The 23,264-nt window shown below is 61.5% G+C and carries 22 protein-coding genes; 9 read left to right on the top strand and 13 right to left on the bottom strand.

The genetic code is table 11. The features are described from left to right. Positions 1-3 precede the first annotated feature (3 nt). Positions 4-2,376 carry a heavy metal translocating P-type ATPase gene (locus tag QPK32_RS14460; RefSeq protein ID WP_075796138.1) on the top strand — a complete coding sequence of 791 codons (2,373 nt, stop codon included), beginning with the start codon at positions 4-6 and terminating at the stop codon, positions 2,374-2,376. A gap of 18 nt (positions 2,377-2,394) precedes the next feature. On the opposite strand, the gene QPK32_RS14455 is transcribed toward QPK32_RS14460, so the two are convergent. From QPK32_RS14455 to QPK32_RS14435, 5 genes are all read right to left on the bottom strand, one after another. Then, complete coding sequence (locus QPK32_RS14455; RefSeq protein ID WP_075796139.1) at positions 2,395-2,838, bottom strand: DUF411 domain-containing protein; 444 nt, start codon at positions 2,836-2,838, stop codon at positions 2,395-2,397. 79 nt (positions 2,839-2,917) lie between these two features. Further along, positions 2,918-3,856 (bottom strand): copper resistance D family protein, encoded by a 939-nt coding sequence (locus QPK32_RS14450; protein WP_075796140.1) that lies wholly within the window; start codon positions 3,854-3,856, stop codon positions 2,918-2,920. Beyond that, the gene (gene copC / locus QPK32_RS14445; RefSeq protein ID WP_075796141.1) at positions 3,856-4,221 is read right to left on the bottom strand and encodes a copper homeostasis periplasmic binding protein CopC; all 366 of its coding nucleotides are present in this window, start codon (positions 4,219-4,221) and stop codon (positions 3,856-3,858) included. Before copC ends, QPK32_RS14450 begins: the two co-directional genes overlap by 1 nt. Before the next feature lie 82 nt (positions 4,222-4,303). Then, positions 4,304-4,669: a copper-binding protein gene (locus tag QPK32_RS14440; protein WP_075796142.1), complete on the bottom strand. Its 366-nt coding sequence runs from the start codon at positions 4,667-4,669 to the stop codon at positions 4,304-4,306. Between the two features lie 181 nt (positions 4,670-4,850). Next, positions 4,851-5,246 carry a DUF2946 family protein gene (locus QPK32_RS14435; RefSeq protein ID WP_075796143.1) on the bottom strand — a complete coding sequence of 132 codons (396 nt, stop codon included), beginning with the start codon at positions 5,244-5,246 and terminating at the stop codon, positions 4,851-4,853. A gap of 809 nt (positions 5,247-6,055) precedes the next feature. On the opposite strand from QPK32_RS14435, the gene QPK32_RS14430 reads away from it, so the two are divergent. The 6 genes from QPK32_RS14430 (at position 6,056) to QPK32_RS14405 (ending at position 11,559) form a co-directional block, all read left to right on the top strand. Beyond that, positions 6,056-7,939, top strand: a complete 1,884-nt coding sequence (locus QPK32_RS14430; protein ID WP_075796144.1) for a copper resistance system multicopper oxidase — start codon at positions 6,056-6,058, stop codon at positions 7,937-7,939. Then, positions 7,936-9,054, top strand: coding sequence for a copper resistance protein B (locus QPK32_RS14425; RefSeq protein WP_229503780.1), 1,119 nt, complete (start codon positions 7,936-7,938; stop codon positions 9,052-9,054). The genes QPK32_RS14430 and QPK32_RS14425 overlap by 4 nt, the downstream gene beginning before the upstream one ends. An 86-nt stretch (positions 9,055-9,140) precedes the next feature. Then, positions 9,141-9,479 (top strand): four-helix bundle copper-binding protein, encoded by a 339-nt coding sequence (locus tag QPK32_RS14420; protein ID WP_075796145.1) that lies wholly within the window; start codon positions 9,141-9,143, stop codon positions 9,477-9,479. Between the two features lie 69 nt (positions 9,480-9,548). Further along, positions 9,549-10,220: a PEP-CTERM sorting domain-containing protein gene (locus QPK32_RS14415; protein WP_075796146.1), complete on the top strand. Its 672-nt coding sequence runs from the start codon at positions 9,549-9,551 to the stop codon at positions 10,218-10,220. Between the two features lie 31 nt (positions 10,221-10,251). Further along, the gene (locus QPK32_RS14410) at positions 10,252-10,974 is read left to right on the top strand and encodes a DUF305 domain-containing protein (protein WP_075796147.1); all 723 of its coding nucleotides are present in this window, start codon (positions 10,252-10,254) and stop codon (positions 10,972-10,974) included. Positions 10,975-11,064: 90 nt separating this feature from the next. Beyond that, positions 11,065-11,559 (top strand): DUF305 domain-containing protein, encoded by a 495-nt coding sequence (locus QPK32_RS14405; RefSeq protein WP_229503781.1) that lies wholly within the window; start codon positions 11,065-11,067, stop codon positions 11,557-11,559. A gap of 74 nt (positions 11,560-11,633) precedes the next feature. On the opposite strand, the gene QPK32_RS14400 is transcribed toward QPK32_RS14405, so the two are convergent. The 4 genes from QPK32_RS14400 to QPK32_RS14385 form a co-directional block, all read right to left on the bottom strand. Continuing rightward, the gene (locus QPK32_RS14400) at positions 11,634-13,025 is read right to left on the bottom strand and encodes a copper oxidase (protein ID WP_075796149.1); all 1,392 of its coding nucleotides are present in this window, start codon (positions 13,023-13,025) and stop codon (positions 11,634-11,636) included. After that, complete coding sequence (locus QPK32_RS14395; RefSeq protein ID WP_258844106.1) at positions 13,022-14,392, bottom strand: TolC family protein; 1,371 nt, start codon at positions 14,390-14,392, stop codon at positions 13,022-13,024. The genes QPK32_RS14400 and QPK32_RS14395 overlap by 4 nt, the downstream gene beginning before the upstream one ends. After that, positions 14,389-14,712, bottom strand: coding sequence for a hypothetical protein (locus tag QPK32_RS14390; RefSeq protein WP_075796151.1), 324 nt, complete (start codon positions 14,710-14,712; stop codon positions 14,389-14,391). Before QPK32_RS14390 ends, QPK32_RS14395 begins: the two co-directional genes overlap by 4 nt. A gap of 70 nt (positions 14,713-14,782) precedes the next feature. Beyond that, positions 14,783-15,163, bottom strand: a complete 381-nt coding sequence (locus tag QPK32_RS14385; RefSeq protein ID WP_075796152.1) for a hypothetical protein — start codon at positions 15,161-15,163, stop codon at positions 14,783-14,785. Positions 15,164-15,335: 172 nt separating this feature from the next. On the opposite strand from QPK32_RS14385, the gene QPK32_RS14380 reads away from it, so the two are divergent. Both QPK32_RS14380 and QPK32_RS14375 read left to right on the top strand, forming a co-directional pair. Next, complete coding sequence (locus tag QPK32_RS14380; protein ID WP_075796153.1) at positions 15,336-16,493, top strand: acyltransferase; 1,158 nt, start codon at positions 15,336-15,338, stop codon at positions 16,491-16,493. Positions 16,494-16,615: 122 nt separating this feature from the next. After that, complete coding sequence (locus QPK32_RS14375; RefSeq protein WP_075796154.1) at positions 16,616-17,044, top strand: DUF4440 domain-containing protein; 429 nt, start codon at positions 16,616-16,618, stop codon at positions 17,042-17,044. A gap of 61 nt (positions 17,045-17,105) precedes the next feature. On the opposite strand, the gene cadR is transcribed toward QPK32_RS14375, so the two are convergent. The 4 genes from cadR to QPK32_RS14355 form a co-directional block, all read right to left on the bottom strand. Beyond that, positions 17,106-17,546, bottom strand: coding sequence for a Cd(II)/Pb(II)-responsive transcriptional regulator (gene cadR, locus QPK32_RS14370; protein ID WP_290413491.1), 441 nt, complete (start codon positions 17,544-17,546; stop codon positions 17,106-17,108). 93 nt (positions 17,547-17,639) lie between these two features. Next, positions 17,640-18,698, bottom strand: a complete 1,059-nt coding sequence (locus tag QPK32_RS14365; protein ID WP_075796717.1) for a cation transporter — start codon at positions 18,696-18,698, stop codon at positions 17,640-17,642. A 102-nt stretch (positions 18,699-18,800) separates the two neighbouring features. Next, positions 18,801-22,001: an efflux RND transporter permease subunit gene (locus QPK32_RS14360; RefSeq protein ID WP_290413490.1), complete on the bottom strand. Its 3,201-nt coding sequence runs from the start codon at positions 21,999-22,001 to the stop codon at positions 18,801-18,803. Between the two features lie 36 nt (positions 22,002-22,037). Beyond that, a complete protein-coding gene (locus QPK32_RS14355; protein WP_075796157.1) occupies positions 22,038-23,261 on the bottom strand; it encodes an efflux RND transporter periplasmic adaptor subunit in 1,224 nt (407 codons plus the stop codon). Positions 23,262-23,264: the final 3 nt, after the last annotated feature.

Raw genomic sequence — 23,264 nt, 5'->3', positions numbered from 1 at the left:
GATATGAACGACCAGCCGCATCACGATCACGACGGCCACGAACATCATCATGAGCATGGCCCTGGGCACGGAGTGCGCCATGAGAGCGGAACTGGGGATAAGCCATTCACTGACCCGGTCTGCGGAATGAAAGTCGGCGCCGACCCCGCCAGGGAAATTCGGCACGAGGGGCAAACTTATCATTTCTGCAGCGCCAGGTGCATGGACAAGTTCCGGGTGTCGCCCCAGCAGTATATAGGCCTCGCTGCCAATGAACCGGCGCCCGCCGCGCCGGAAGGCACGATCTATACCTGCCCGATGCATCCTGAAATCCAGCAGCCGCAGCCTGGCAACTGCCCGATTTGCGGCATGACGCTCGAGCCCATGCTCCCGTCCTTGGAAGAGGAAGAAAATCCGGAACTAGTGGACTTCAAGCGCCGTTTCTGGTGGACCCTGCCGCTGACGGTCATTGTGACCGTCCTTGCGATGGCGGGGCACCGGTTCTTCACAGGAGGCTTGCCCGGGCAAAGCTGGATCGAACTCGTGCTGAGCACACCGGTCGTGCTGTGGGCCGGATGGCCGTTCTTTACACGCGGGGTGCAGTCCATCAGCAATCGCAGCCCCAACATGTGGACGCTGATTGGGCTCGGCGTCGCAGCAGCGTACTGCTACAGCGTAGTCGCAACCGTCGCGCCCGGACTATTTCCGCAAACCTTTGCCATGCATGGACGCATCGGTGTGTACTATGAGGCGGCCGCGGCCATCATTTCGCTGACTCTACTGGGACAGATCCTGGAGCTGCGCGCACGCTCGCAGACCTCGGCAGCAATCAAATCCCTGCTGGGCCTGGCGCCGAAAACGGCGCGCCGCATCAACGCCGATGGCACGGAAGAAGACATTCCTTTGACTCATGTACACGTCGGCGATGCGCTCCGTGTGCGGCCAGGCGAAAAGGTGCCGGTCGACGGCACTGTCCTGGAGGGCGAAAGCGCGGTCGACGAGTCCATGCTGACCGGCGAGCCTGTGCCCGTAACCAAGCGCCCGGGCGACAAGGTAATCGGTGCAACCATCAATGCCAGCGGCAGTCTGGTCGTGCGCTCGGAAAAAGTGGGCTCGGAGACCATGCTGTCGCAAATCGTCCAGATGGTCGCCCAGGCACAGCGTTCGCGCGCGCCCATGCAGAGCCTGGCCGACGTGGTGGCCGGCTACTTCGTGACGATTGTCGTGACCATAGCCTTGCTGACGCTGCTCGGGTGGGGGCTTTTCGGTCCGGAGCCGAGCTGGGTGTACGGCTTCGTAAATGCCGTCTCGGTGCTGATTATTGCCTGCCCGTGCGCGCTCGGGCTGGCGACGCCAATGTCCATCATGGCCGCTACCGGCCGCGGCGCCACGCAGGGCATCCTGTTCCGCGATGCGGCGGCCATCGAGAGCATGCGCAAGATCGATACCCTCATCGTCGATAAGACGGGGACACTCACCGAAGGCAAGCCGGCGTTCCATTCGGCCGCTGCGATCCCGGGCGGGGACGAACAGGAGGTGTTGCGGATCGCTGCCAGCATCGACCAGGGCAGCGAACACCCGCTGGCCCATGCGATTGTGGCCGAGGCGCTAAGCCGCGGGCTGGGCCTGGCCAAGCCGGAGTCCTTCGAATCGTCCAGCGGCATCGGCGTGCGTGGAGTTGTCGAGGGCAAGCGCATTGCCCTCGGAAATACCGCGCTTATGGACATCGAAAAGGTCGACTGGAAGCCACTCACGGCCCAGGCGGAAAGCTGGCGCCAGGAAGGTGCAAGCGTCATGTACCTGGCGGCCGATCGGCAGCTCCTAGGGCTGGTGGCGGTATCCGACCCGGTCAAGCAGACCACGCCGGAAGCGCTGGCAACGCTCAAGGAGGCTGGCATCACGGTCGTCATGGCGACCGGCGACGGTGTCACGACCGCCAGGTCGGTTGCGGCCAAGCTTGGCATCCCGGAAGTCTACGGCGAGGTCAAGCCGCAGGACAAGCTGGCACTGGTGGAAAGGCTGCAGGCGCAGGGGAAAACGGTTGCGATGGCAGGGGATGGCATCAACGACTCCCCCGCACTGGCCAAGGCCAATGTCGGTATCGCGATGGGTACCGGAACGGATGTCGCCATCAACTCGGCCCACGTCACCTTGGTCAAGGGCGACCTGCGCGGTATCGCGCGGGCGCGCCTGCTGTCGCTGGAGACCGTGCGCAACATGCGGCAGAATCTGGCCTTCGCTTTTTTCTACAACGCGCTCGGGATTCCTTTGGCAGCAGGCGTGCTTTATCCGTTCACCGGCCGCCTGCTGTCACCGATGATCGCGGCGTTGGCGATGAGTCTGAGCTCGGTATCCGTGATCACCAACGCGCTGCGCCTGCGGGGCACGGCGAAGTAACTGCAGGCGCCCGATCGCTCAGTCGTAGTGCTTGTAGACCGTCGTACTGCCGTCGTTGCGGACCAGTAGCACGTCGTACGGCATGCGCGTTGGGCCCTCCATTCCAGGAGAGCCAGGCGGCATGGCCGGCACGGCCAGCCCTTTCGCTTTCGGCTTCGCAGCAAGCAGCCGCTTGATCTCAGCGGCTGGCACATGCCCTTCGATCGCATAACCGCCGACAACTGCCGTGTGGCATGAGCCGAGCCGATTGGGAATGCCCATTTTCTCGCGGGTGTCGGATGGATTGGCGACATCGTGCGCATTGACCTTGAATCCGTTGGCCCGCAGGTGCTTGGCCCATTCTTCACAGCAGCCGCAGGTTGCGGTCTTGTAGACCTCGACGGCCTGGGTTGCGGCGCTGGCGAGCGTCGGCAGCCCGATCAGGGCAGCGACCGCGAGATTTCTGAATTTTCCGATTAACATAATCCTTCTCCTAAGTGCTGGCGCCGACGGATATGGTCGGCTGCCAGCGTCAAATCAACTATCACTCAGCTGGAACGTCCTACATCTGTTCGCCCGGGGGCGATGTCGATGCAAGCCAGGCCGCCAGAACAACGACCGCAAGCAATACAAGCGCTTCGATCCAAAGTATGCGCTTGAACCGCATCGGCAAAAGCTCGGGGGCGGCATTTCCTGCGGACTCGCGCGCGAGCCACGGCGGCATCACGACAAAGCGATTGATCCCACCCAGCATCGTCGCAACGCCTACGAGCAGCAGCTTCGCTACAAGCGTTTTGCCATACGGGTTGCCGACCAGGTTTTCGAATCCGCCCAGGTTGCGCCAGCTTGCATACAGGCCCGTGGCCAAGATGCCGGTAAGCGCGAACGTCGCCGAGCCGGATAGGGACGCTACATAAGCCGCCCGCGCGCGTCTGTCGGCCGTGGCCATGTTTTCGGTTGCCCTCAACATGACCCCGCCAGCAAGGAACACTTCACCGACCCATAGGCTGATCAGGCCGAGGTGGATCCAGTCCGCCAGCAAGGGCAGGCTGAAGTCGCCTTCGCTGGCGGCGTGGCTGACCATGCCGCGCGTGTACCAGAATACGGCAAGCGCCGCCAAAGTCAGCAGTGCAGGCACCTGGTTGCGATCGCCGCGCATGCAGGTTCCGAAGGTAGCCATGGCTAGCCCGAACATCCCAATGGACCACGCGAGCCCAAGGTGTGTCGAGGTCAGCATCGACCAGGTGGCGCCAGCCGCTTCAGTCACTGGGACCTCGGCCATGGCCGCCGATTCCAGCCACAACAGCGCCGCGTTCGCGGCCAGAGCGACGACGACACCGGTCAAGGCAGTCTTGCGGACGGACTGGCGGCGCGCGTCGGCCCAGCTGGATGCGTCACGACTAATCCACAAGCGCGAAGCGCTCGCTCCCGTGACGAGGGCTACCGCGACGTTCAGGAGGGCAGTGACGACGTGCTGGACAGCTTGCAGGTCCAGCCCCATCACTTGACCTTGAACGTGACTTCGCCCTTTGCCTTATGGCCGTCGTGGGTCATCGTCGACCACTGGATGTGATACTCGCCCGAGGACAGCGGTGGTAGCGGCGCCGTCATGACGGTAGGATCCGCCTTGTCGACGGTGGTCGCGGTGACCGGGATTTCGTTATTTTGGGGTCCCATCACTTTGATTTTGCTGAACGCAGGCTCGAGCGCCTCGTTGAACTTGAGGCGCACCTGCTTCGGTGCATCTCCGAGCGTGCTGCCGGCTTGGGGATCCGATGATTGCAACTTGGCGTGTGCGAATGCGACCGAAGTTACGGTACTTGCGAAAGCGAAGGTGGCCAGGGCCAAAATGTGTTTGATGGGCATGTTTTTATTCCTGATTCTTTGGTTGGGTCGAGGTATGGGTGTGGAGCGTTCTGCCCGCAGCGCCGACAGAACGCCTGCAGCTTTAGTTGGCCGCTTCCAGTTTGGTCACGGTGAAGGTCCCGTTGATGCGTTCGACACGCAGTCGGATCTTGTCGCCAGTTTTCACTTGGTCGAGCATTGCCGGATCCTGCACCTTGAAGGACATGGTCATACCAGGCATGTTTAGATTGGTCAGCGGGCCATGTTGTACCGTCAGCTTGCCGGTGTCCTTGTCGACTTTCTTGACCTCGCCATCGGTCAGCGCATTCGCATCATCCTGCGAAGCGGCAGGCGCGGCGTGGTGCTGGCTGTGGTCCTGCATCTGCATCTGTGCCGATGTATTGGCCGTTGCCAGTGCAAGGCCGGCGGAAACGAGGAGGGTGCTGAACAGGGAAGAAAAACGAGTCATTTGAAGCTCCAAAACAGTCAAAACTCAATTGCAGTGGACGCGCGACGGCGCTTGCCGGCCTGACGCGGTCCGTTTTAGTTACAGATAAAGAAGGGCTGTGCACGCTGAGGTGCCGGCAACGAAGGCGTAGCCAGGTACGTCCGTGCCTTGGCAGGAACGAAACGTTCAGCAGTGTGAAAGGTCAGACGCGTGGAGGTCGCTCTAGAAGCGCAAGGTAGACCGATGGCAAGAGATGCCGGTCAAAGGGAATGGTTGTTGACGAAGAAGCAGTTGCCGGTAGCACGGCAACGAACGACGGTGCCATCGACAAACAGACGCTGCATGTCGCACAGGTGGCACACTTGCCGGCCTGATGATGAGACGCGGGATGATGATCGGCCTGTATGTCCGGACCCGTGTGCTCGTCATGGGCGTGAGCACTGGACATGTCGACGTCGTCGGCCATCGATTCGTGGTCGTGACTGTCCAGTGCCGCCACTGGCGGCACACAGAAGGACATCGTCGCGGAAGCGAAGCCTTGGAGCGGCACCGCCAGCAACGTCATCCAGACGATCAAGACTTTCAGGATGGCTTTCACACGTCCATTCTAGCATATGCGAAAGTATCGGCAATCCCATCGGCAGGTAAGCTTCGAACGTTGCGGTGCCGTATCGTGCGGACATGTCATTTTTGCATGTGCTAGACTGATTTACATGCGCCCATTCGTTCGAGTCCTCATGCTATGGATACTGATCGTGTCGCTGCCCGTGCAGGGCATCGCCGCCACGATCACATCGCCATGCAGAATGGCGCATACCACATCGGCAAGCCCGGAAGCTACGGTCATGGATGACTGCGACGAGCATGAGATGGCGATGTCGATGACCCAGTCGACCGCACAAGCGCACGCCAGCGTCGCCGCAGATCATGACATGCCCTGCGATAGTGGCGCCCACCAAAAGCATTCTTCCTGCCGGGCGTGCAGTGCCGGCTATATCGGCGCCTCGGCGCCCCCGCCGTTCGCAGTTGCTGGGTTTCCAGCAGAGCAGTTTGCAACTGACTCCGTTTCCCCAATCTCCTCCTTCACGGGCTGGATCCCATCCCGCATAGAGCGACCGCCACGCGGTTGACTTCCCAGGTGGGCTGAACGCTCTCCCGGCATCCGTCGGAGACGTCGCGCATGCGGGATGCACGCGACATGCCATCGATCGATGCCTGCCAGCCATTCATCTTCATTCGAACTTCGATATCGACGAAACACGCGCGGAGCCCGCACGCTTTGGGAGTGCGCGCAGGCCGCATCCGCCACGTAGCTGCGCAGCGAGGTTTGCTGCGAATGCGCCTGCGTGCGCGACGCGGGCCCGTACTGCGGCAATTGTTTCATCACTTCATCTAGGGGAATACTTCATGCAGCAACGTGTTTTTGAGGAGAGTGCCGTGAACCGGTGGCGACGACGGCTCCTGCAGGGCGCAGGGGCCGCCGCCCTCGCCGGGCTGGTCCCAGCCAGACTGCTGGCAGCCGGTCAGGCCGCGCAGCCGATCTTGCGCGGCACCGAATTCGACCTGGAGATCGTGCCGGCGCCGGTCAACTTCACTGGCGCACCGCAGGTCGCCACCGCGGTCAACGGCCAGGTTCCTGGGCCGGTCCTGTACTGGAGCGAGGGCGACACCGTGACGCTGCGCGTGACCAACCGGCTGCCGGTCACGAGTTCCATTCACTGGCACGGCATCCTGGTGCCGGCGGAGATGGACGGCGTGCCCGGCATCAGTTTCACCGGGATTCCTCCGGGCCAGACCTTCACCTATCGCTTCCAGGTCAAGCAGAGCGGGACCTACTGGTACCACAGCCATTCCGAATTCCAGGAGCAGAGCGGCCTGGCCGGTTCGATCGTGATCGAGCCGAAGAACGGTGAACGGGTGAAGGCGGACCGTGACTACGTCGTCATGCTGTCGGACTGGGTCGATGGCGATCCTGCCAAGGTCTTTGCCAAGCTCAAGAAAATGAGCGACTTCTTCAACACCAACCAGCCGACCATCGGCCAGTTCCTGGACGACATACGGAAGAACGGCCTCGGGGCCGCGCTCGACAAGCGCAAGATGTGGAACCAGATGCGCATGTTGCCGACGGACTTCAGCGACGTGACCGCCAGCCGCAACCTGGGCGTGAGGATGGCCTACCTGATCAATGGTACGCCTACGGACAGGAACTGGACCGGCTTGTTCCGTCCGGGTGAGAAAGTCAGGCTGCGCTTCATCAACGGCTCGGCGACGACGATCTTCGACGTTCGCATTCCGGGTCTGAAAATGATGGTGATCGCTGCGGACGGACAGGACGTCGAGCCCGTGCCGGTCGACGAATTCCGGATTTCCGTTGCCGAAACCTATGACGTGCTGGTCGAGCCAACCGGCGACCAGGCCTACACCATCTTCGCGCAGTCGATCGGGCGTTCCGGCTTCGTGCGCGCGACGCTGGCGCCGCGCGCGGGCATGTCTGCCCCGGTGCCCGATATGGATCCGCCCCAGTGGCTGGCCATGCAGGACATGATGGGCGCGATGGCAATGGGGAGCATGGGCGGCATGTCGGGCATGGGCCAGGCGCCGGGCAAGGAAGGGAAGGCGCCGCACGACATGCACTCGATGGAGGGCATGCACGACATGCCGGGCATGTCTCACAGCGGGATGGGCGAGGGCCACGGGCAGATGCAGATGCCGATGCAGCACGCCGGCCATGGCGGCGGCCACACGATGCCAATGGCCCAGGGCACGCCTCCGAAAGTCACCCACGCCCGCACCGAGTATGGCCCGGGTGTCGACATGCACGTCGACATGCCTCGCACCAATCTCGACGACCCCGGCATCAATCTGCGCAACAACGGGAGGCGCGTGCTGACCTATGCCGATCTTCACACGATCGGTGGACCGGTCGATGACCGTGAGCCGACCCGCGAGATCGAATTGCACCTCACCGGCAACATGGAGCGCTTCATGTGGTCCTTCGACGGCCAGAAGTTTTCGGAGTCCAAGCCCGTCCACTTCAGGCACGGCGAGCGGTTGCGCATCGTACTGGTGAACGACACCATGATGAACCATCCGATCCACCTGCATGGCATGTGGAGCGAGCTCGAGTCGCCGAGCGGGGAGTTCCTGGTCCGCAAGCACACGATTAACGTGCAGCCGGCCCAGCGCGTCACTTACCGGGTGACGGCCGACGCCCCAGGCCATTGGGCTTACCACTGCCATCTTCTTTATCACATGGAAGCAGGCATGTTCAGGGAGGTGGTCGTTTCATGAAAACCGCAACGACGAAAACCGGTGCAGCGGTCGCGCTGCTGATCTTTGGCCTCGTGGCGGCGGACGCGGCATCGGCCCAGACGACCGAGCCGCCGAAGGAGGGCGGAACCGGCCAGACATCCGGCACGGGCCAGTCCAAAACGATGGAAGGAATGGATCACTCCCAGATGGACCATTCTCAGATGGACCATTCGCGGATGGACCACACGCAGATGGAAAAATCGCAGATGGACCAGTCCGGGATGGATCACTCGCAGATGAATCATGCGGGTGACGACCGGGTGCAGGACGCCAAGCCGGCGCCGCAACAGGGCAAACCAAGCATGGACCACAGCATGGGACAAGCGATGGGCGGCATGGGCGGAATGGGCCACGACATGAAGATGGGCCCGATGCAGGGCGGCAGTCCACCGCCCGACGCCCGCGATCCGGACGCCTATGCCGAAGGCACGAGCTTCGCGCACCTGCCAGGCAACGAGATGAACGACGAGATGCGCTTCGGCCGGATCCTGCTCGACAAGTTCGAATACGCGAAGGGTGACGGCGAACACGGCCAGAATCTAGACGCCGAAGCGTGGTACGGGAACGACTACAACAAGGCCTGGTTCAAGGCCGAGGGTGAGCGGCGCGGAGGGCACCTACAGTCCCTGCGTACGGAAGCCTTGTGGGACCGCACCTTCGCGACCTTCTGGAGTACCCAACTCGGCGTACGCCACGACAGCGGTGGCGGCGATTCGCGCAACTGGCTGGCCTTCGGCGTGCGCGGCCTGGCGCCGTACTGGTTTGATACGGAAGCGACCGCCTACTGGTCCGGTGGAAGGCTTGCCGCGCGTTTCAACGTGCGTTACGAACTGCTGTTCACGCAGCAGCTGATCCTCGAACCCGAAGTCGAGGCCAACCTGTACAGCCGCTCCGATCCGGCCAGAGGCGTGGGCAGCGGGCTGTCCGATCTCGAACTTGGCCTGCGCCTGCGCTACGAGATCCGGCGCCAGTTCGCCCCGTATGTCGGCGTGACCTGGGCGCGCAACTTCGGCGACACCGCCGACTATGCGCGGGCGAGGGGAGAACGAAACAAGAGCACGCAGATCGTTGCGGGCGTGCGCATCTGGTTCTGATCACGAAGCGGGGTGGCCATGACCACCCCCGCACTATCCATAGGGACGTTTTGAAGAGGTATTTTCAACCATTCAAGGAGAACGTCATGCAACAACAGTATCAATCATGTATCGATGCCTGCAACGCCTGCGCCGACGCCTGCGACATGTGTTCGACGGCCTGCCTGCAGGAAGACGACGTCAAGATGATGGCGCGCTGCATCGCACTCGACATGGACTGCGCACAGATCTGCCGGCTGGCTGCCGCCTTCATGGCCCGGGGCAGCGAATTCGCCGGAGCGCTCTGCCAGCTTTGCGCCCAGATCTGCCAGGCGTGCGGTGACGAGTGCGCCAAGCACCAGATGCAGCATTGCCAGGATTGCGCGGCTGCTTGCCGGCGCTGCGCCGAGGAGTGCCGCCGGATGGGATCGACCGCGGCGGCTTGAGGGCTTGCGTTCGCGATAACAATGCCTTCCCGCAGGAAGCGGGAAGGCGCATACGAAAGGAACCGCAAGATGAACTCCAGTCTGTTCCTTACACGGAAGCTGCTTGCCGCATGCGCCGTGACGATGGCGGCTTCCGCCGCACATGCAGACATCACGGTCTTCACCGACCGCGCTGCCTTTCTCAATGCGGTGTCCGGCTCGGCCACCGACACCTTCGACGACCTGGCCATGGTAGAAACCGGCAGCCCCCTGAGCCGCCTGGCCGGCGCCTACACCTACCAGGTAAGTGCAGGACCTGGCGACAGCGGCTTTTACCCGTCGGGAAGCGGGGGCGATATCTGGCTGAGTGGAACGATGTCCAGCGACGTCATCACGTTCAACGCGTTCTCGTCCGGGGTATTCGGCTTCGGTGGCAACTTCTTCGGAACCGATTCATTCGGCGCCTTCATGCCGGACCGCACCATCGTGCTAAGCGCGGTGTCCGGTGCGGACAGCGAGACATTCACGCTGTCGAATGCTTCACAGGACGCGTTTGTCGCGTTCCTGTCGGATCGTCCGCTCACCTCTGTGTCTTTCCAGAACATGGAGGACGACGGCACCGTGTACTGGGCAGCGGCGAACAATGTCGTTATGGCCGTGCCCGAGCCGGCGACGTGGTCGATGCTGTTGGGCGGACTCGGCGTTGCTGCTCTGGCTCGCCGGCGCAGCCTCACATCGAAGCAGGCAAAGACTGTGGCTTGAACCTCGCATCACAACCATACAGGAGAGAAAGATGAAACGCACTAATCTGTATTTCACGCACGCTGCAACGCCGGTATCGCGTTGCCGCACCTTGGCCACGCGTGCACTCGCGGGTTTGGCGCTCGTGGCGATCACGGGCACGGCGTCCGCGGACGGCCCGGGTCGCGGCTCGACTGCGACGTTCGAGAAGAACTATCTCGTCTTTATCATCGACCACCATTACTCGGCATTGCGGATGACCGAGCTGGCAGCCGGCACGGACACGCAACGCAATGCGCCTGTCAGCAATCCTGGCGAAGGGACGTCGCCGACACCTGGCTACGGCGCCACCGTGGCCAAGGCGAGCGATGATCAAATTCGCTCCATGTCTCGCCAGGCTAACCGCACGCAGCGAGAAGAAATCATGCGGGCCCAGCGCTTTTTGCGCGACTGGTACGGAATGCAGCACACGCCCCAACTCACCGCCGACGGCCAAAGGATGATCGCGACTCTCGAGAGTACGCCGGCCGGCGCACAGTTCAACCAGACCTTCCTGCGCACCTTCAGTAACCATCATCTCAGCGCACTCGCGCCCAGCCTGCACTGCCAGGTCAAGAGCGACATCGACCACGACTCCCTCCATCGCTACTGCGAGAACATCGTCGTGACGCAGAAGAACCAGATCAACGAGATGCGGCACATGCTGTGCGAGCAATTCCGCGATTGCGGATTCATGCCCGCTACCGGCGACAAGAGAAAGGATCAGGACTTCTGAAAGGCTTGCTCGCGCTAACCGGCAGCATCGGGCGCCGGGTCATGTTAACCCGGCGCTGTTTTACGTCGATTCGTTTTAAAGGAGAAATCAATGCAAGATTCGCCTGCACCTCACCGCAGCAATACGATGGCAACAATGAAATACACAACCTTTGCTCAAATGATCGCGGCTGGAACAATCATCATGTTCGGGCTGATGTATCTGAATGTCTATTCAGACGACCACATATTCTTCAGCGAAACAAGAGCGTTCATGGCACTCATCATGGGTGCCACGATGGCAATCGTGATGCTTGCTTTCATGTGGAAGATGTATCCGAACAAAGGAGTCAACGTAGGAATCCTTATCGGAAGCCTAGTGGTATTTCTTGGTGCGCTATGGCTGGTGCGCAGCCAGGCGACGGTGGGCGACGTGGCCTATATGCGCGCCATGATCCCCCACCACTCCATTGCCATCCTGACCAGCGAACGCGCCAACATTACCGACCCGCGGGTTCGCAAGCTCGCCGACGGGATCATCGCTGCACAGAAAAAGGAAATTGGCGAAATGAAGGAATACATCCGGGATCTGGAGCGAAAGAACTGAGAGGCCAGGCGTCGTGCAGTGTGCCGACACAATGTTCATGCCGGCATTCCGTCATGCTGCTAGTGTGCTTTGCCTTAATGCTCCGCATGCCCCGAGGGTTTGCGCACCTGCAGCTCGACGTCGGGCTTGCTGGTGGCCGGCATCAGGCTGCGTCCAGCATCGCTGCTGCGTGCAGGCTCAGGCAACTGACCAGTCCATTCGTAGGCGACCGTACCCGCCGGATGCTTGTACCAGCCCGGGTCGCTGTAGTCGCCACGCTTCTGGTCCTTGCGCACCTTCAGCACGGTGAACATGCCGCCCATCTCGACGCCGCCGAATGGCCCGTCGCCAGTCATCATCGGCAGAGTGTTTTCCGGGATCGGCATTTCCATGCCTCCCATCGAGCCGCCCTTGTCGCCCATGACCATGTAATCCGGCACGATCTTGTTGATCTTCTCGGCAATGCCTCGGTGGTCAACGCCAATCAGCGTCGGCACGTTGTGGCCCATCGCATTCATTGTGTGATGTGACTTGTGGCAGTGGAAGGCCCAGTCACCCGGGTCGGTGGCGATGAACTCGATCGCCCGCATCTGGCCGACGGCGACGTCCGTGGTCACCTCCGGCCAGCGCGAGCCGGGCGGGGTCCAGCCGCCATCGGTGCCGGTCACCTCGAACTCATGACCGTGAACATGGATCGGGTGGTTCGTCATCGTCAGGTTGCCGACACGGATGCGCACACGGTCGCCTTGCCGTACCGGCATCGTGTCGATACCCGGGAAAACCCGGCTGTTGAAGGTCCAGAGGTTATGGTCGAGCATCGTGTTGACCTTCGGCGTATAGCTGCCCGGTTCGATGTCGTAGGCGCTGAGCAGGAACACGAAGTCGCGGTCGACGGCAAACCGCCCGATGTCCTTCGGGTGCGTCACCCAGAATCCCATCATGCCCATCGCCATCTGGGTCATCTCGTCGGCATGGGGGTGGTACATGAAGGTACCCGGGCGCTTCGCCACGAACTCGTAGACGAAGGTCTTGCCCGGCGCGATACCCGGCTGGGTGAGACCGGTCACGCCATCCATGCCGTTCGGCAGGCGCTGGCCGTGCCAGTGCACGCTGGTGTGCTCGGGGAGTTTATTGGTCACGAAAATACGCACCCGGTCACCCTCGACGACCTCGATGGTCGGGCCCGGGGACTGGCCGTTGTAGCCCCACAAGTTGACCTTCATACCGGGAGCGAACTCGCGCACCACCGGTTCGGCAACCAGGTGGAACTCCTTTACGCCGTTGTTCATCCGCCAGGGCAGGGACCAGCCGTTCAGGGTCACGACCGGGTTGAACGGACGCCCGGTGGCGGGTGGCGGCGGCACATGGGTCTTTGCATTGTCCATGACCATCGCTTCGGGCAGCGATGCTGCGCCCACACGGCTGACTGCGGCAGTGCTTACCGCGACGGCGCCGGCGCCTTTGAAAAAATCTCGACGGGAAATCATTGTGCTGTCCTTGAATCAGTATTGCCGCCTGCATTCATGGCGGTCTGAAGATTGGTGTCGGCGATCCAGAAATCGCGCTGCGCCGCGATGGAGGCGTTGACGGCCGCAAGCTGTTCGCGCGATTCGGCAAGCAATTCGAAGGTGCTCGCCAACATGCCGTTGTAGCGGAGCAGCACCTCGTCGGCGATCTGCTTGCGCAGGGGGACGACCCCGTCACGGTAGTGGCGGGCGATGTCGTAGGCGGTGCGATAGCTCGCATAGGCCTGGCGCACTTCGGAGCGCGCTTTCACGGCGATGTCGCCGGTACGGTGGACCGCCTGCATGTACCTTGCCTGTGCCCGCGCCACGCGCGCGCCGCCCCAGTCGAACAGCGGCAACTCGAGCGATACCTCGTAGCCGTTCTCGCGCGGCGCGCCGGTCGTGCTTTTGTTGGCGTAACCCGCATCGAACACATTGATGAAGCCGGTCGTCTTGGTCAGGCCGAGCGCCTGTGCCGTCGCCTGCGCATCCTGACGCGCGATGAGGACGTCGAGCCGCTGCAACAGTGCGGTCGCTTCGGCATTGGCCGGCTGGTCTGGCTGGGCGGGAAGATCGGGAAGTCGGTCCGGCAGGGTGAATGCGAGGGAAGGGCCCCACAGGCCCAGCAGGCGGACCAGTTCCTCGCGTGCGGTCGTGGCTTGCAGGCGGGATTGCGCCTGCTGGGTCAAGGCGTCCTGGTAGAAGGCGCGCTCACGCGCGGCGTCGAGGGTGCTCCAGTTGCCCGTGGCGCGCATGCGCGCGGCAAGCTCGGCTGCCGCCTCGGCCGATCCGCGTACCTTTTCCGCGAAGGCGGCTGCCTGCGCCGCGGCCACGGCCGAGTAATACGCCTTGCGCGTGTCGGCCGCCAGGTTCACAGCCTGCATTGCCGCCTGCAGCTTGGCTTGTTCGAAGCGGCGACGTTCGATGCGGGTGCGGGCCGGCAGGGTCACGAGCGCTGCCAGGTCGAAGGACAGCCCCCGGTCGATTTCGGTCTCGCCACCCCCGCGTACCCGACCAAAGCTGAAGCCCGGGTTCGGCAGACGCCCAGCCTGGACGAAGTCCGCTTCGGCGATCGCGAGCTCGGCGAAGAACGCCTGCAGGCCCTGGTTGTTGAGCAGGGCAATGCGCACCGCAGCGTCGGCGGTGAGCGGTTTGGAGAGCAGGGCGGTCACTTCGGCCCGCGAGTCCTGGTCCCGCTTCAACGGTGCCGGCTGGGCGATGCGTTCCTGCGTCATCCGGACGACATCATCGAGTCCGCCATCTTGGGAAAAGCTCGCGCAGCCTGCGAGCAGCGCGGCGCTGACCGCTACGGCCAATCGACGCAGGCCAGGTCGTACAGGTGAGTTCATTGGTGCGCTCCTTCGTGTTCGTGCTTGCCGTGCATGTGTTCTGGCGTGGAGACCTTCTGGGATACGCCAGCAGTGGACTGTTCGCCCGATACGGAAGCTTCTGCTTCCTCGCCGAGGACGACGCGGTTAGCGCGAGCCCAGCGTTTATCGGGCGCTTGCGGCGCTTCCTTCGACGCGACGACATCGGCGAAGACGGATTGGTACTGCAGGGGCGCGACAGGCGCATTCGCGTCGGCGGCGGACGGCAAGGTCTGCTGCGCTTGCGCGCAAGCGAGCAGCGGCACGCCAGCTGCGAACAGCAGCAGGTCTGAAAATTTCATGGTTTGTTTCGTGTTGATTGAGGGCCGCACCAGGCAGCCCGGATGCGCGCCGTCAGCGCGCGCGGAAAAATCAAACGAGATCGAGGCGTGGTGGTCGCTCGAGGGCGGGAGGGACGAAGGACGTCATCGCGGCTTCCGCAAGAGCGTGCAGCGAGGAAGAGAACGGCGGTGCGTGGAAGGTCGGCAGTAGTGCCGGAGGCGCGGCGGCGCCAACGCAGCAACTTGCACAAGCGGCGCACTTGGCGTGTGACGAAACCGCTGTCTTCGAGCCAGCCTCGGTGCAGTGCTCTCCGTCCGCTTGCGCGGCGGCCCGATGGTGTTGGTGGCCGGTCATGACCACTGTTTCGTGCACGGCCTGTTCAGGCTGCCCGACCGCCATCGCAGCGCCGCCCTGCAGGGACAGCACCGTGATCGAAAGCCACAGCAGAAGGCGAAAGATCGTGCGCATCATCCAAACATGGTACCGCAAATCAAGAGAATGCATCAAGGCAGCGCTTTTGGCGCTTCGGACCGGATAAGACCAGCAAGGCCCTGCAGGCGTCAACTGCACTTGGGACTAGTCAGGACATCAACAATGGTTGGGTTATATCGTTATTCGGGTTTGTTCACACAGCGAGGCTGTCATGCCGAAAATCACCATTCTCGAAAAGACGAATCTGCAGGAAGACTGTTGGCACTCGATGTTGATCTCCCTGTTGAGGGGCCTCGCAGCGCTGGTGGTGGCCGCAGCACATCTGCGTGCCCAGATGTATCCCGGCTTCGGCACAGTAACGAAGCCCCCGTTGCTGTTTCAGGGCCTAGCGTTCGGCGCCGGATTCGCTTACCTTGCCGTGATCGTCTTTTTCGTGCTCAGTGGCTGGCTGGTCGGCGGAAGCTTTCTCAACAAGCTGGACGCGGACCGCGCGTTTCAGAATTACACGATCGACCGGGTCTCGCGGCTGTGGGTCGTGCTTGTGCCGACTTTCCTGATCGTGTTGCTTGCAGGTGCTGTCGTCGGCGCCCTCGATACGGCGCGCGTGTCGTTTTCGACGTCCGAGCCGTACTCGATGAGCGCGTTTTTCGGGAACATGATTGGCCTGCAAACGCTCATCGTCCCCCCGTTCGGCGGCAACTTTCCGTTATGGAGCCTGGCCAATGAGACCTGGTACTACGTGCTGTTCCCGCTCTTGGTGCTGGTGTTTCGGGGCAGGACAATCGCGACGCGGGCGGCGGCAGTGTTGGCGATCGGCGCCATCTTCCAGTTGGTGCACGGCAGCATATTGATTTATTTTTCGATATGGCTGTTAGGCGCGGCGTTCTCACGGGTGAAGATCGAGGCGGGTCCGCTCTGGCGCTGGTCCTTGCTGTTCCTGTTTGTCGGCAGCGCCGTCGTCATCCGGCTGAAGGGTAAAACCGACATCACGCCGGAAGGCTTTCCGCAATATCTAGTTTTCAGCCTGCTGCTCGTACTGTTCCTGTCGAGCATGCAGTTCAAGCGCCGCTTGGGGCCCAAGCTGGACTGGCTGGACCGGACGGGACGGTTCTTCGCGAACTTTTCATTCACCTTGTACGTGCTGCACGTGCCACTGATCCTGTTGATGGGGCATCTGCTCGCGTCGATGTTGGGTCTCGGCCAGCTCTCGCCCTACCGGTTGTCCCATTACCTCATGTATGGCGGCATGTATCTGGTACTCGTTGTCGGCGCTTACCTGTTCTATCTGCCTTTTGAGTCGAACACGCCGCGTGTGCGTCAGTGGCTGAAGATGCAGCTATTTGCACGTGTTCGTGCAGTTCGGACGTGATTGGGAATCTAGTTGCCGGCCATGACGACAAAGTATCGAGGTAGGACTGCCGAAAATCTTGAGGTGCTTACCCATCTCTGGTGTAATGTCAGGCTTGTAATTTCGGTCTATAAGGAGCCTCGATGCGCCGACTGTTCTGCCTCGCGTTTTTTGCTGTGACATCACTTCCCGTCTTCGCCGCCAGTCCGACCGAGGTCGTTGGGGAGTACCATGCAGCGGTCGCCAGCGGTGATACCGCAAAGGCGCTGTCGCTACTCAGTCCCGCAGTCCAGATCTTCGAGAGTGGCCATGTCGAGCAGTCCAAGGACGAATACGCAGGGCACCATCTTCCCGCCGATGTCGCTTTCGCAAAGAACACAAGCCGGAAGGTGGTGAAAGGAAGCGAGCGGATAGGTGGCGACATGGCCGTCGTCATCCAGGAAACCGAGACGCAAGGCACGTATAAAGGTTCGGCGGTTCGCCTAATCGGGACCGAAACCGCAGTCTTGGAAAAGAAAGGTGAGGGATGGGTCGTTACGCATTTCCACTGGTCGTCCCGGAAAGTGAAGTAGAAGAGTTGCTGCAACGGCACGGGTAGCTTTCGCGTTACCTTTCATGGTGCTCGAGCTTGCTTCAACGCTCAGCGACGTGTTCACTTCTGGGACCGTCTGACGAAGAGGTTTCGCCCAGTTGTTTGAGGATTTCACACCGCGCAGCGGGACGCGCAGAATCGCATTGCCTACGCAGTTCGGAAAGCTCGGCATGCAGGGTACGAAGGTCTGCAATCTGCCGGTCGATCTCAAGAATATGCTGGTCGACCAAATCGTTCACTCCGCCGCATGTCATGTCCGGCCGATCCTGAAAACCTAGCAGAGTCTGCACTTCATCCAACGATAGTCCTAGCGCGCGACAACGGCGGATGAAGTGCAAACGATCAGCATGGCTGGCGTCGTACAAGCGGTAGTTCGCATGCGACCTGATCGGCGCCGGCATTAGCCCCTTTTGCTCATAGAATCGAATCGTCTCGGGTTGGCAGGCCGCGAGCTTCGCCAGTTCGCCAATTCGCATGTTCATTTTTACACCTCATGTTAGGCCCTCGAGTAGCCATAAGGATTCGAGTTCGTTCTTTCGCCTTCCTGCCACAGGAAGCAATCACGGCTTACGAATTCAGCGCAGTTGGAGGATCCTACGCGCCCCATTGAGGACCACCAAGCCGATGATAATACCGATGACCAGGTCCGGATAAGGCGAACCGGTCCAATTCACCAGTACACCGGCCACGATCACTCCAAGGTTGGCCACAACGTCGTTCGCGGAGAAAATATAGCTTGCCTTCATGTGGGCGCCGCTGTCGCGCTTTTTGGTAATAAGTACAAGACAGCTCACGTTTGCCGCCAGGGCGAGCAGGCCAATACCCACCATCAGGAGCGATTGCGGTTCGCTGCCGTACACGAAGCGCCGGACGACCTCGCTGAGCGCTCCGATCGCCAAAGCCATCTGCAACCACCCGGCAATATGAGCGGACCGCGTCTTCAGATGCGCCGCACGGCCGACTGCATACAGCGCCAGTCCATAGACTGCAGCGTCGGCGAACATATCTAACGAGTCGGCAACCAGGCCCGCCGACTGTGCGATCCACCCGACGAGCAGCTCGACAAAAAACATGACGCCGTTGATCGCCAGGAGCAGGCGCAGAGTCCGCGCCTCCGCCCCATCCTCGTCGCTTGAATGCCGTGAGTGATCCGGATCGGTGGTCGCCGCGCTCGAACTGCGCAGGCTGGCGCCCAGCCTGAGGGGCAGGAGCAGTTCGAGCACGTGCTCGGCCGATCCGGTATGCATCACCTTCAGCTCCCTGTTCGGCAAATCGAACGACATCGACAGTACGTGGAGGTCATCGTTGCACGCCATCCTGATGAGGTTCTCTTCGGATGCGCAGTCCATCTTGGGAATGGTGAACACGCTTTCCCATCGTGGCCCTTCCGAGGACGAACTTTCAGGAGTCAAAGCTGGTTGTGAAGCCTTGAGTACAGCGCCCAGGTTCAGCGGGCGCAGCCGACTCAATATCGTTTCCGCTTCACCCAGATGTACCACCGTAAGTTCCTGTTTGGATAGATCGAACATTAACGATCGAATGCCAGAACGGTTGCCAAGTGCCATGCGGATCAAGTTTTCTTCGGATGGGCAATCCATCTTGGGAATGGAAAAAGTGCTTTCCAAGTAGGTCATCGTAACGCTGGACATAGCTTGCTATTGATTCATGTAGGTTATCTGGATGTCGAGCTTACGTGATTGCAGATTCCGAGTGCGTGCACGAAGCCGTCCTCATTTTTACGAGACTGACGTTCTACCTCTCTCCGTCATGGCAGACGTGTTCGTCGGCCGTGCGAAGCGAGCACAAAGGGCAGGAAGGACGAACAGAGTCAGCAAGGTGGCCGAAATCAACCCGCCAATGACCACTGTTGCCAGCGGACGTTGAACCTCCGCTCCAGCGCCTGTCGCCAGGGCCATCGGTACGAATCCCAAGGACGCTACCAGGGCAGTCATCATGACCGGACGCAGGCGCCGCACCGCGCCTTCGCGTACTGCGCGCTCCCAAGGCATGCGTGTCGCGAGATCGTCGATCGCGCTCACCATCACCAAGCCGTTGAGCACTGCCACACCCGACAGGGCAATGAAACCCACGGCCGCAGTGATAGAGAACGGAAGTCCACGCAGCCATAGGGCAGCCACACCGCCGACCAGGGCCAACGGTACTCCAGTGAAAATGATCGCGGTCTTGCGCCAGGAGCCCACCGCCGAGTACAACAGCGACAGGATCAAGACGAAACAAAGCGGCACGACGATCGCGAGGCGGGATCGTGCGCGCTCCAGGTTCTCGAACTGGCCACCCCATTCGAGCCAGGTACCGGCCGGTAACCGCACCTGCGACGCGATGCGCGCCTGCGCTTCCTGCACCACGCCGGCGATGTCACGACCGCGAACGTTGGCTTGCACAACCACGCGGCGCTTGCCGTTCTCGCGGCTGATCTGATTGGGTCCCTTGGCTGCAACCAGCGAAGCCACCGACCCCAAGGGGACGAAGCCGCCCGCCGGGGTAGGAACAGGCAATTGCCGCAGACCGTTGATGTCCTGCCTTACCGCATCGGGAAGTTTCACGACGACCTCGAAGCGGCGATCGCCTTCATACACGATACCTGCTTCCTGTCCGGCGAGCGCCGCAGCCAGTGTGCCGTACACATCCTGGGCCGTCAGTCCGACACGGGCCATGGCGTCCCGGTCGAGCCTTGCATCGAGAAGGGGAAGTCCTGCCACCTGTTCGACCCGCACATCGGCCGCTCCCTCGGTCTCACGCAACTGGGCGGCAATCCGTTCGGCCGTCTGGGTCATCGTCGTGAAGTCGTCACCGTAGACCTTGACCGCGATGTCTCCTCGAACGCCGGCCAGCAACTCGTTGAAACGCATCTGGATAGGCTGTGTCAGCTCATACGTTTGACCGGGAAGAACGGCGACAGCGCGCTCAATCTTCTCGACCACCTCGGCTTTCGACATGCCTGGTTCTGGCCACTCGGAGCGCTCTTTCAGGATGATGAAGGTATCGGTACCGTTGGGCGGCATGGGGTCGGACGCGAGTTCGGCGGTGCCGGTGCGGGAAAAGACCAGTTTGACCTCTGGAAGCTTCGCCACGGCTTTCTCGATCGCGAACTGCATCGACTGGCTTTGGTCCACCGAGGTTCCCGGAATACGCCAGGCTTGCAGCAGAACGTCCTTTTCGTCGAGTGTTGGCAGGAATTCCTGGCCCAGCGTCGTAAACAGCAGCAGTGCCAGACCCAGGGCGCCAACACCGATGCCACCTGTCAGCTTTGGCCGTGCCACGGCACGGTCGAGCCAGGTGGCGTAGCGCCTTGTCGTTCCCGCCACGAACCGGTTCTCCTGTTCCTCGACGTGTTTCGACAGCCAGAGGGCGATCATTGCAGGCACAAAGGTCAGCGACAGGACGAATGCGAACGCGAGCGCCAGAATGACCGTTACGGCCATCGGCATAAACATCCTTCCTTCGACCCCTTGGAACGTCAGCAGGGGAACATACACCAGCATGATGATGCCCTGACCATAGACACTAGGCCGGATCATCTCCCGCGCGGCGGTCGCTACCACTTCAAGGCGTTCAGCCTTGGTCAGTACGCGGCCGGCGTCGTGCTGCCGATCAGCGAGACGTCGCAAGGCATTCTCGACGATGATCACGGCGCCATCAACAATCAGCCCGAAGTCGAGCGCACCGAGGCTCATGAGATTTGCGGTCACGCCGGCCCGCAGCATGCCGGCCGAGGTCAGCAACATCGTTATGGGAATGACCGCAGCCGCGATCAGCGCGGCCCGGATATTGCCGAGCAGTGCGAACAGCACCACAATGACCAGCAGCGCACCTTCTATCAGGTTTTTGGCGACAGTGTGGATCGTTGCGTCGACGAGCCGGGTTCGATCGAGTACCGGCTTGACGATAACGTCAGCTGGTAACGAGCGGGCAGTTTCCTTCAATCGTGCATCGACCGCGGCGGCAACGGTCCGGCTATTTTCTCCTATCCGCATGACGGCGGTACCGAGTACGACTTCGTGGCCGGACTCCGACGCAGAACCAAAGCGCACTGCATGGCCAACGGTAACCTGTGCGACTTGCGAAACGAGGATAGGTGTGCCGTTACGCGTGGCGACGACGATCTTGCTGAGATCGTCCACCGTGGTGACGCGTGCATCGGCCCGCACCGTGAGCGCTTCACCGTTACGTTCAACGATTCCGGCGCCTGCGCTGGTATTGTTGCGTTCCAGCCCCTCGGCCAGGGCGGTCATGGTCAAGCCTGCCGCCGCGAGTCGTTGCGGATCGGGCATGACCACGTACTGCTTGACGTATCCCCCCAGGACATCGATACCGGCAAGCCCTTTCGTTGTCTTGAGCTGCGGTGCTACGATCCAGTCCTGGATCGTACGCAGATACGTCGTTTTCTCGACCTCGTTATGCAGCCGGGTGCCTTCTGGCGTCACGTAGCTGCCGTCCGGTTGCAGGCCGGTCTTCGCCCCGGATTCGTGTCGGCCGGAAAACTCCACTGTCCACATGTAAACGTCGCCCAGACCGGTGGCGACAGGCCCCATGGCAGGAGCGACACCTGTAGGCAGATCGCGTTCGGCGGAGCGCAGGCGCTCAGCCACCTGCTGGCGGGCGAAGTAAATATCCGTGTCTTCCGAGAACACAGCCGTGACCTGAGCAAAACCGTGCCGGGTCAGCGAACGCGTGGATTGCAGCCCCGGAATTCCTGCCAACGCTGTCTCGATAGGAAAAGTTACTTGCCGCTCGACGTCGGCCGGTGACAAGGCGGGAGCCGACGTATTGATTTGTACCTGGACGTTGGTAATGTCGGGCACGGCGTCGATGGGAAGGCGCGACAGAGCGACGGCACCGGCCAGGGCCGCCAACAAGCTTGTGAACAGTACCAGCCAACGACGGGCTACCGCGAAGGTGACGATGCGAGCAATCATTTCAGGCCCCGTCCTCGCATCCGTGGAAGCGTCATGTTAATCATCATCACCACCTTCGCCTTTGCCCAGCTCGGCTTTCAGTACATAGCTGTTGGTCACGGCGACGCGCTCGTCACCCGTCAAGCCAGAGACGACCGTGACATAATTGCCATTGGACGGGCCGAGCGTGACAGGCCTGACTGCAAAGCCGTCATTCGTACGAACGAAGACGGAAGGCTTGTCCTCGACCGTCTGCAGCGCGTTCTGAGGGACAGCCAGGACAGTCTTTCCGTTCGGATGCTCCAGCAGGACGGCAGCGCGAACTGTTTCACCCACCCGCCAGAGACCTTGGGCATTCGGCAGGGTCGCCAAGGCCTGCACCTGACGCGTGTTTGCGTCGATCACCCGCGATACGAAGGCGATATGTGCAGTGCCATTGCGGGTCGGCGTGGAGACGTCCACCGCGGCGCCCACATGCACACGACTGGCATCCTCGGGGGCCAAAGCCAGCGCGACCGACACTTCGGACAAGTCGGCGATACGGAAAAGCTCAGTGTTGGGTCCAACGACGTTGCCCAATACCGCTTGGCGCGCAACCACGTAGCCTTTGATGGGGGAGCGCACCACAAGACGGTTCAAGGGGCCACTCCCGCTGCCTCCGGCAGCAGCCAGTCGCTGCTCGGCGAGCCGGTAACGTGTCTGCCCTTCAGCTGCGGCAGCCTTGGCAGCGATATAGTCTTGTTCGGCTGACACTTTTTCTTTGAACAGCCGCTCTTCGCGCTGCAAGGTGCCCCGCGCGAGTTCGCGGTCTCGCCGTGCCGCTTCCAAATCCGCTCTCAGCTGAGCCGCCTCGCCACTTTCGACGACCGCGAGCACATCACCACGATTTACTGGCTCTCCTAAATTACGGTGCAGGGCGGTAATCCGACCACCAACGGCGACCGCAACCACTTCGGAGCGTGAAGGACTCGCATCGATCATCCCTGGCGCTTCGACCGAGTCGGTGGCGATCTGACGTACTGGTGCTACCTCGATGCTCGATGCGACAAGTTGTGCATTCGTCATGCGAATGGTGTCGGCTTTACCCTTCTCGGAGGCTTCACCTTTCTCAGCCGACTCCCGTTTCTCTGCCTCTTCAGTTTTGTCATTCTTGCGCTGTTCGCCCGTGTGTTCCACATGCGGTTGTTCGGCAGCTGGTTCCCTGCCAGCCTGCGGTGATTTGGAGCACGCTGCCAGCCATAACAAGCACGCGTAGATGAGGGGACGGTAAAACTTGGGCATCAA

The sequence above is a fragment of the Massilia sp. YIM B02763 genome, from assembly GCF_030412015.1.
Classification (GTDB): Bacteria; Pseudomonadota; Gammaproteobacteria; order Burkholderiales; family Burkholderiaceae_D; genus Telluria.
Note: the sequence above shows the minus strand (reverse complement) of the source record. Positions and strands in the feature narration are given on the sequence as shown.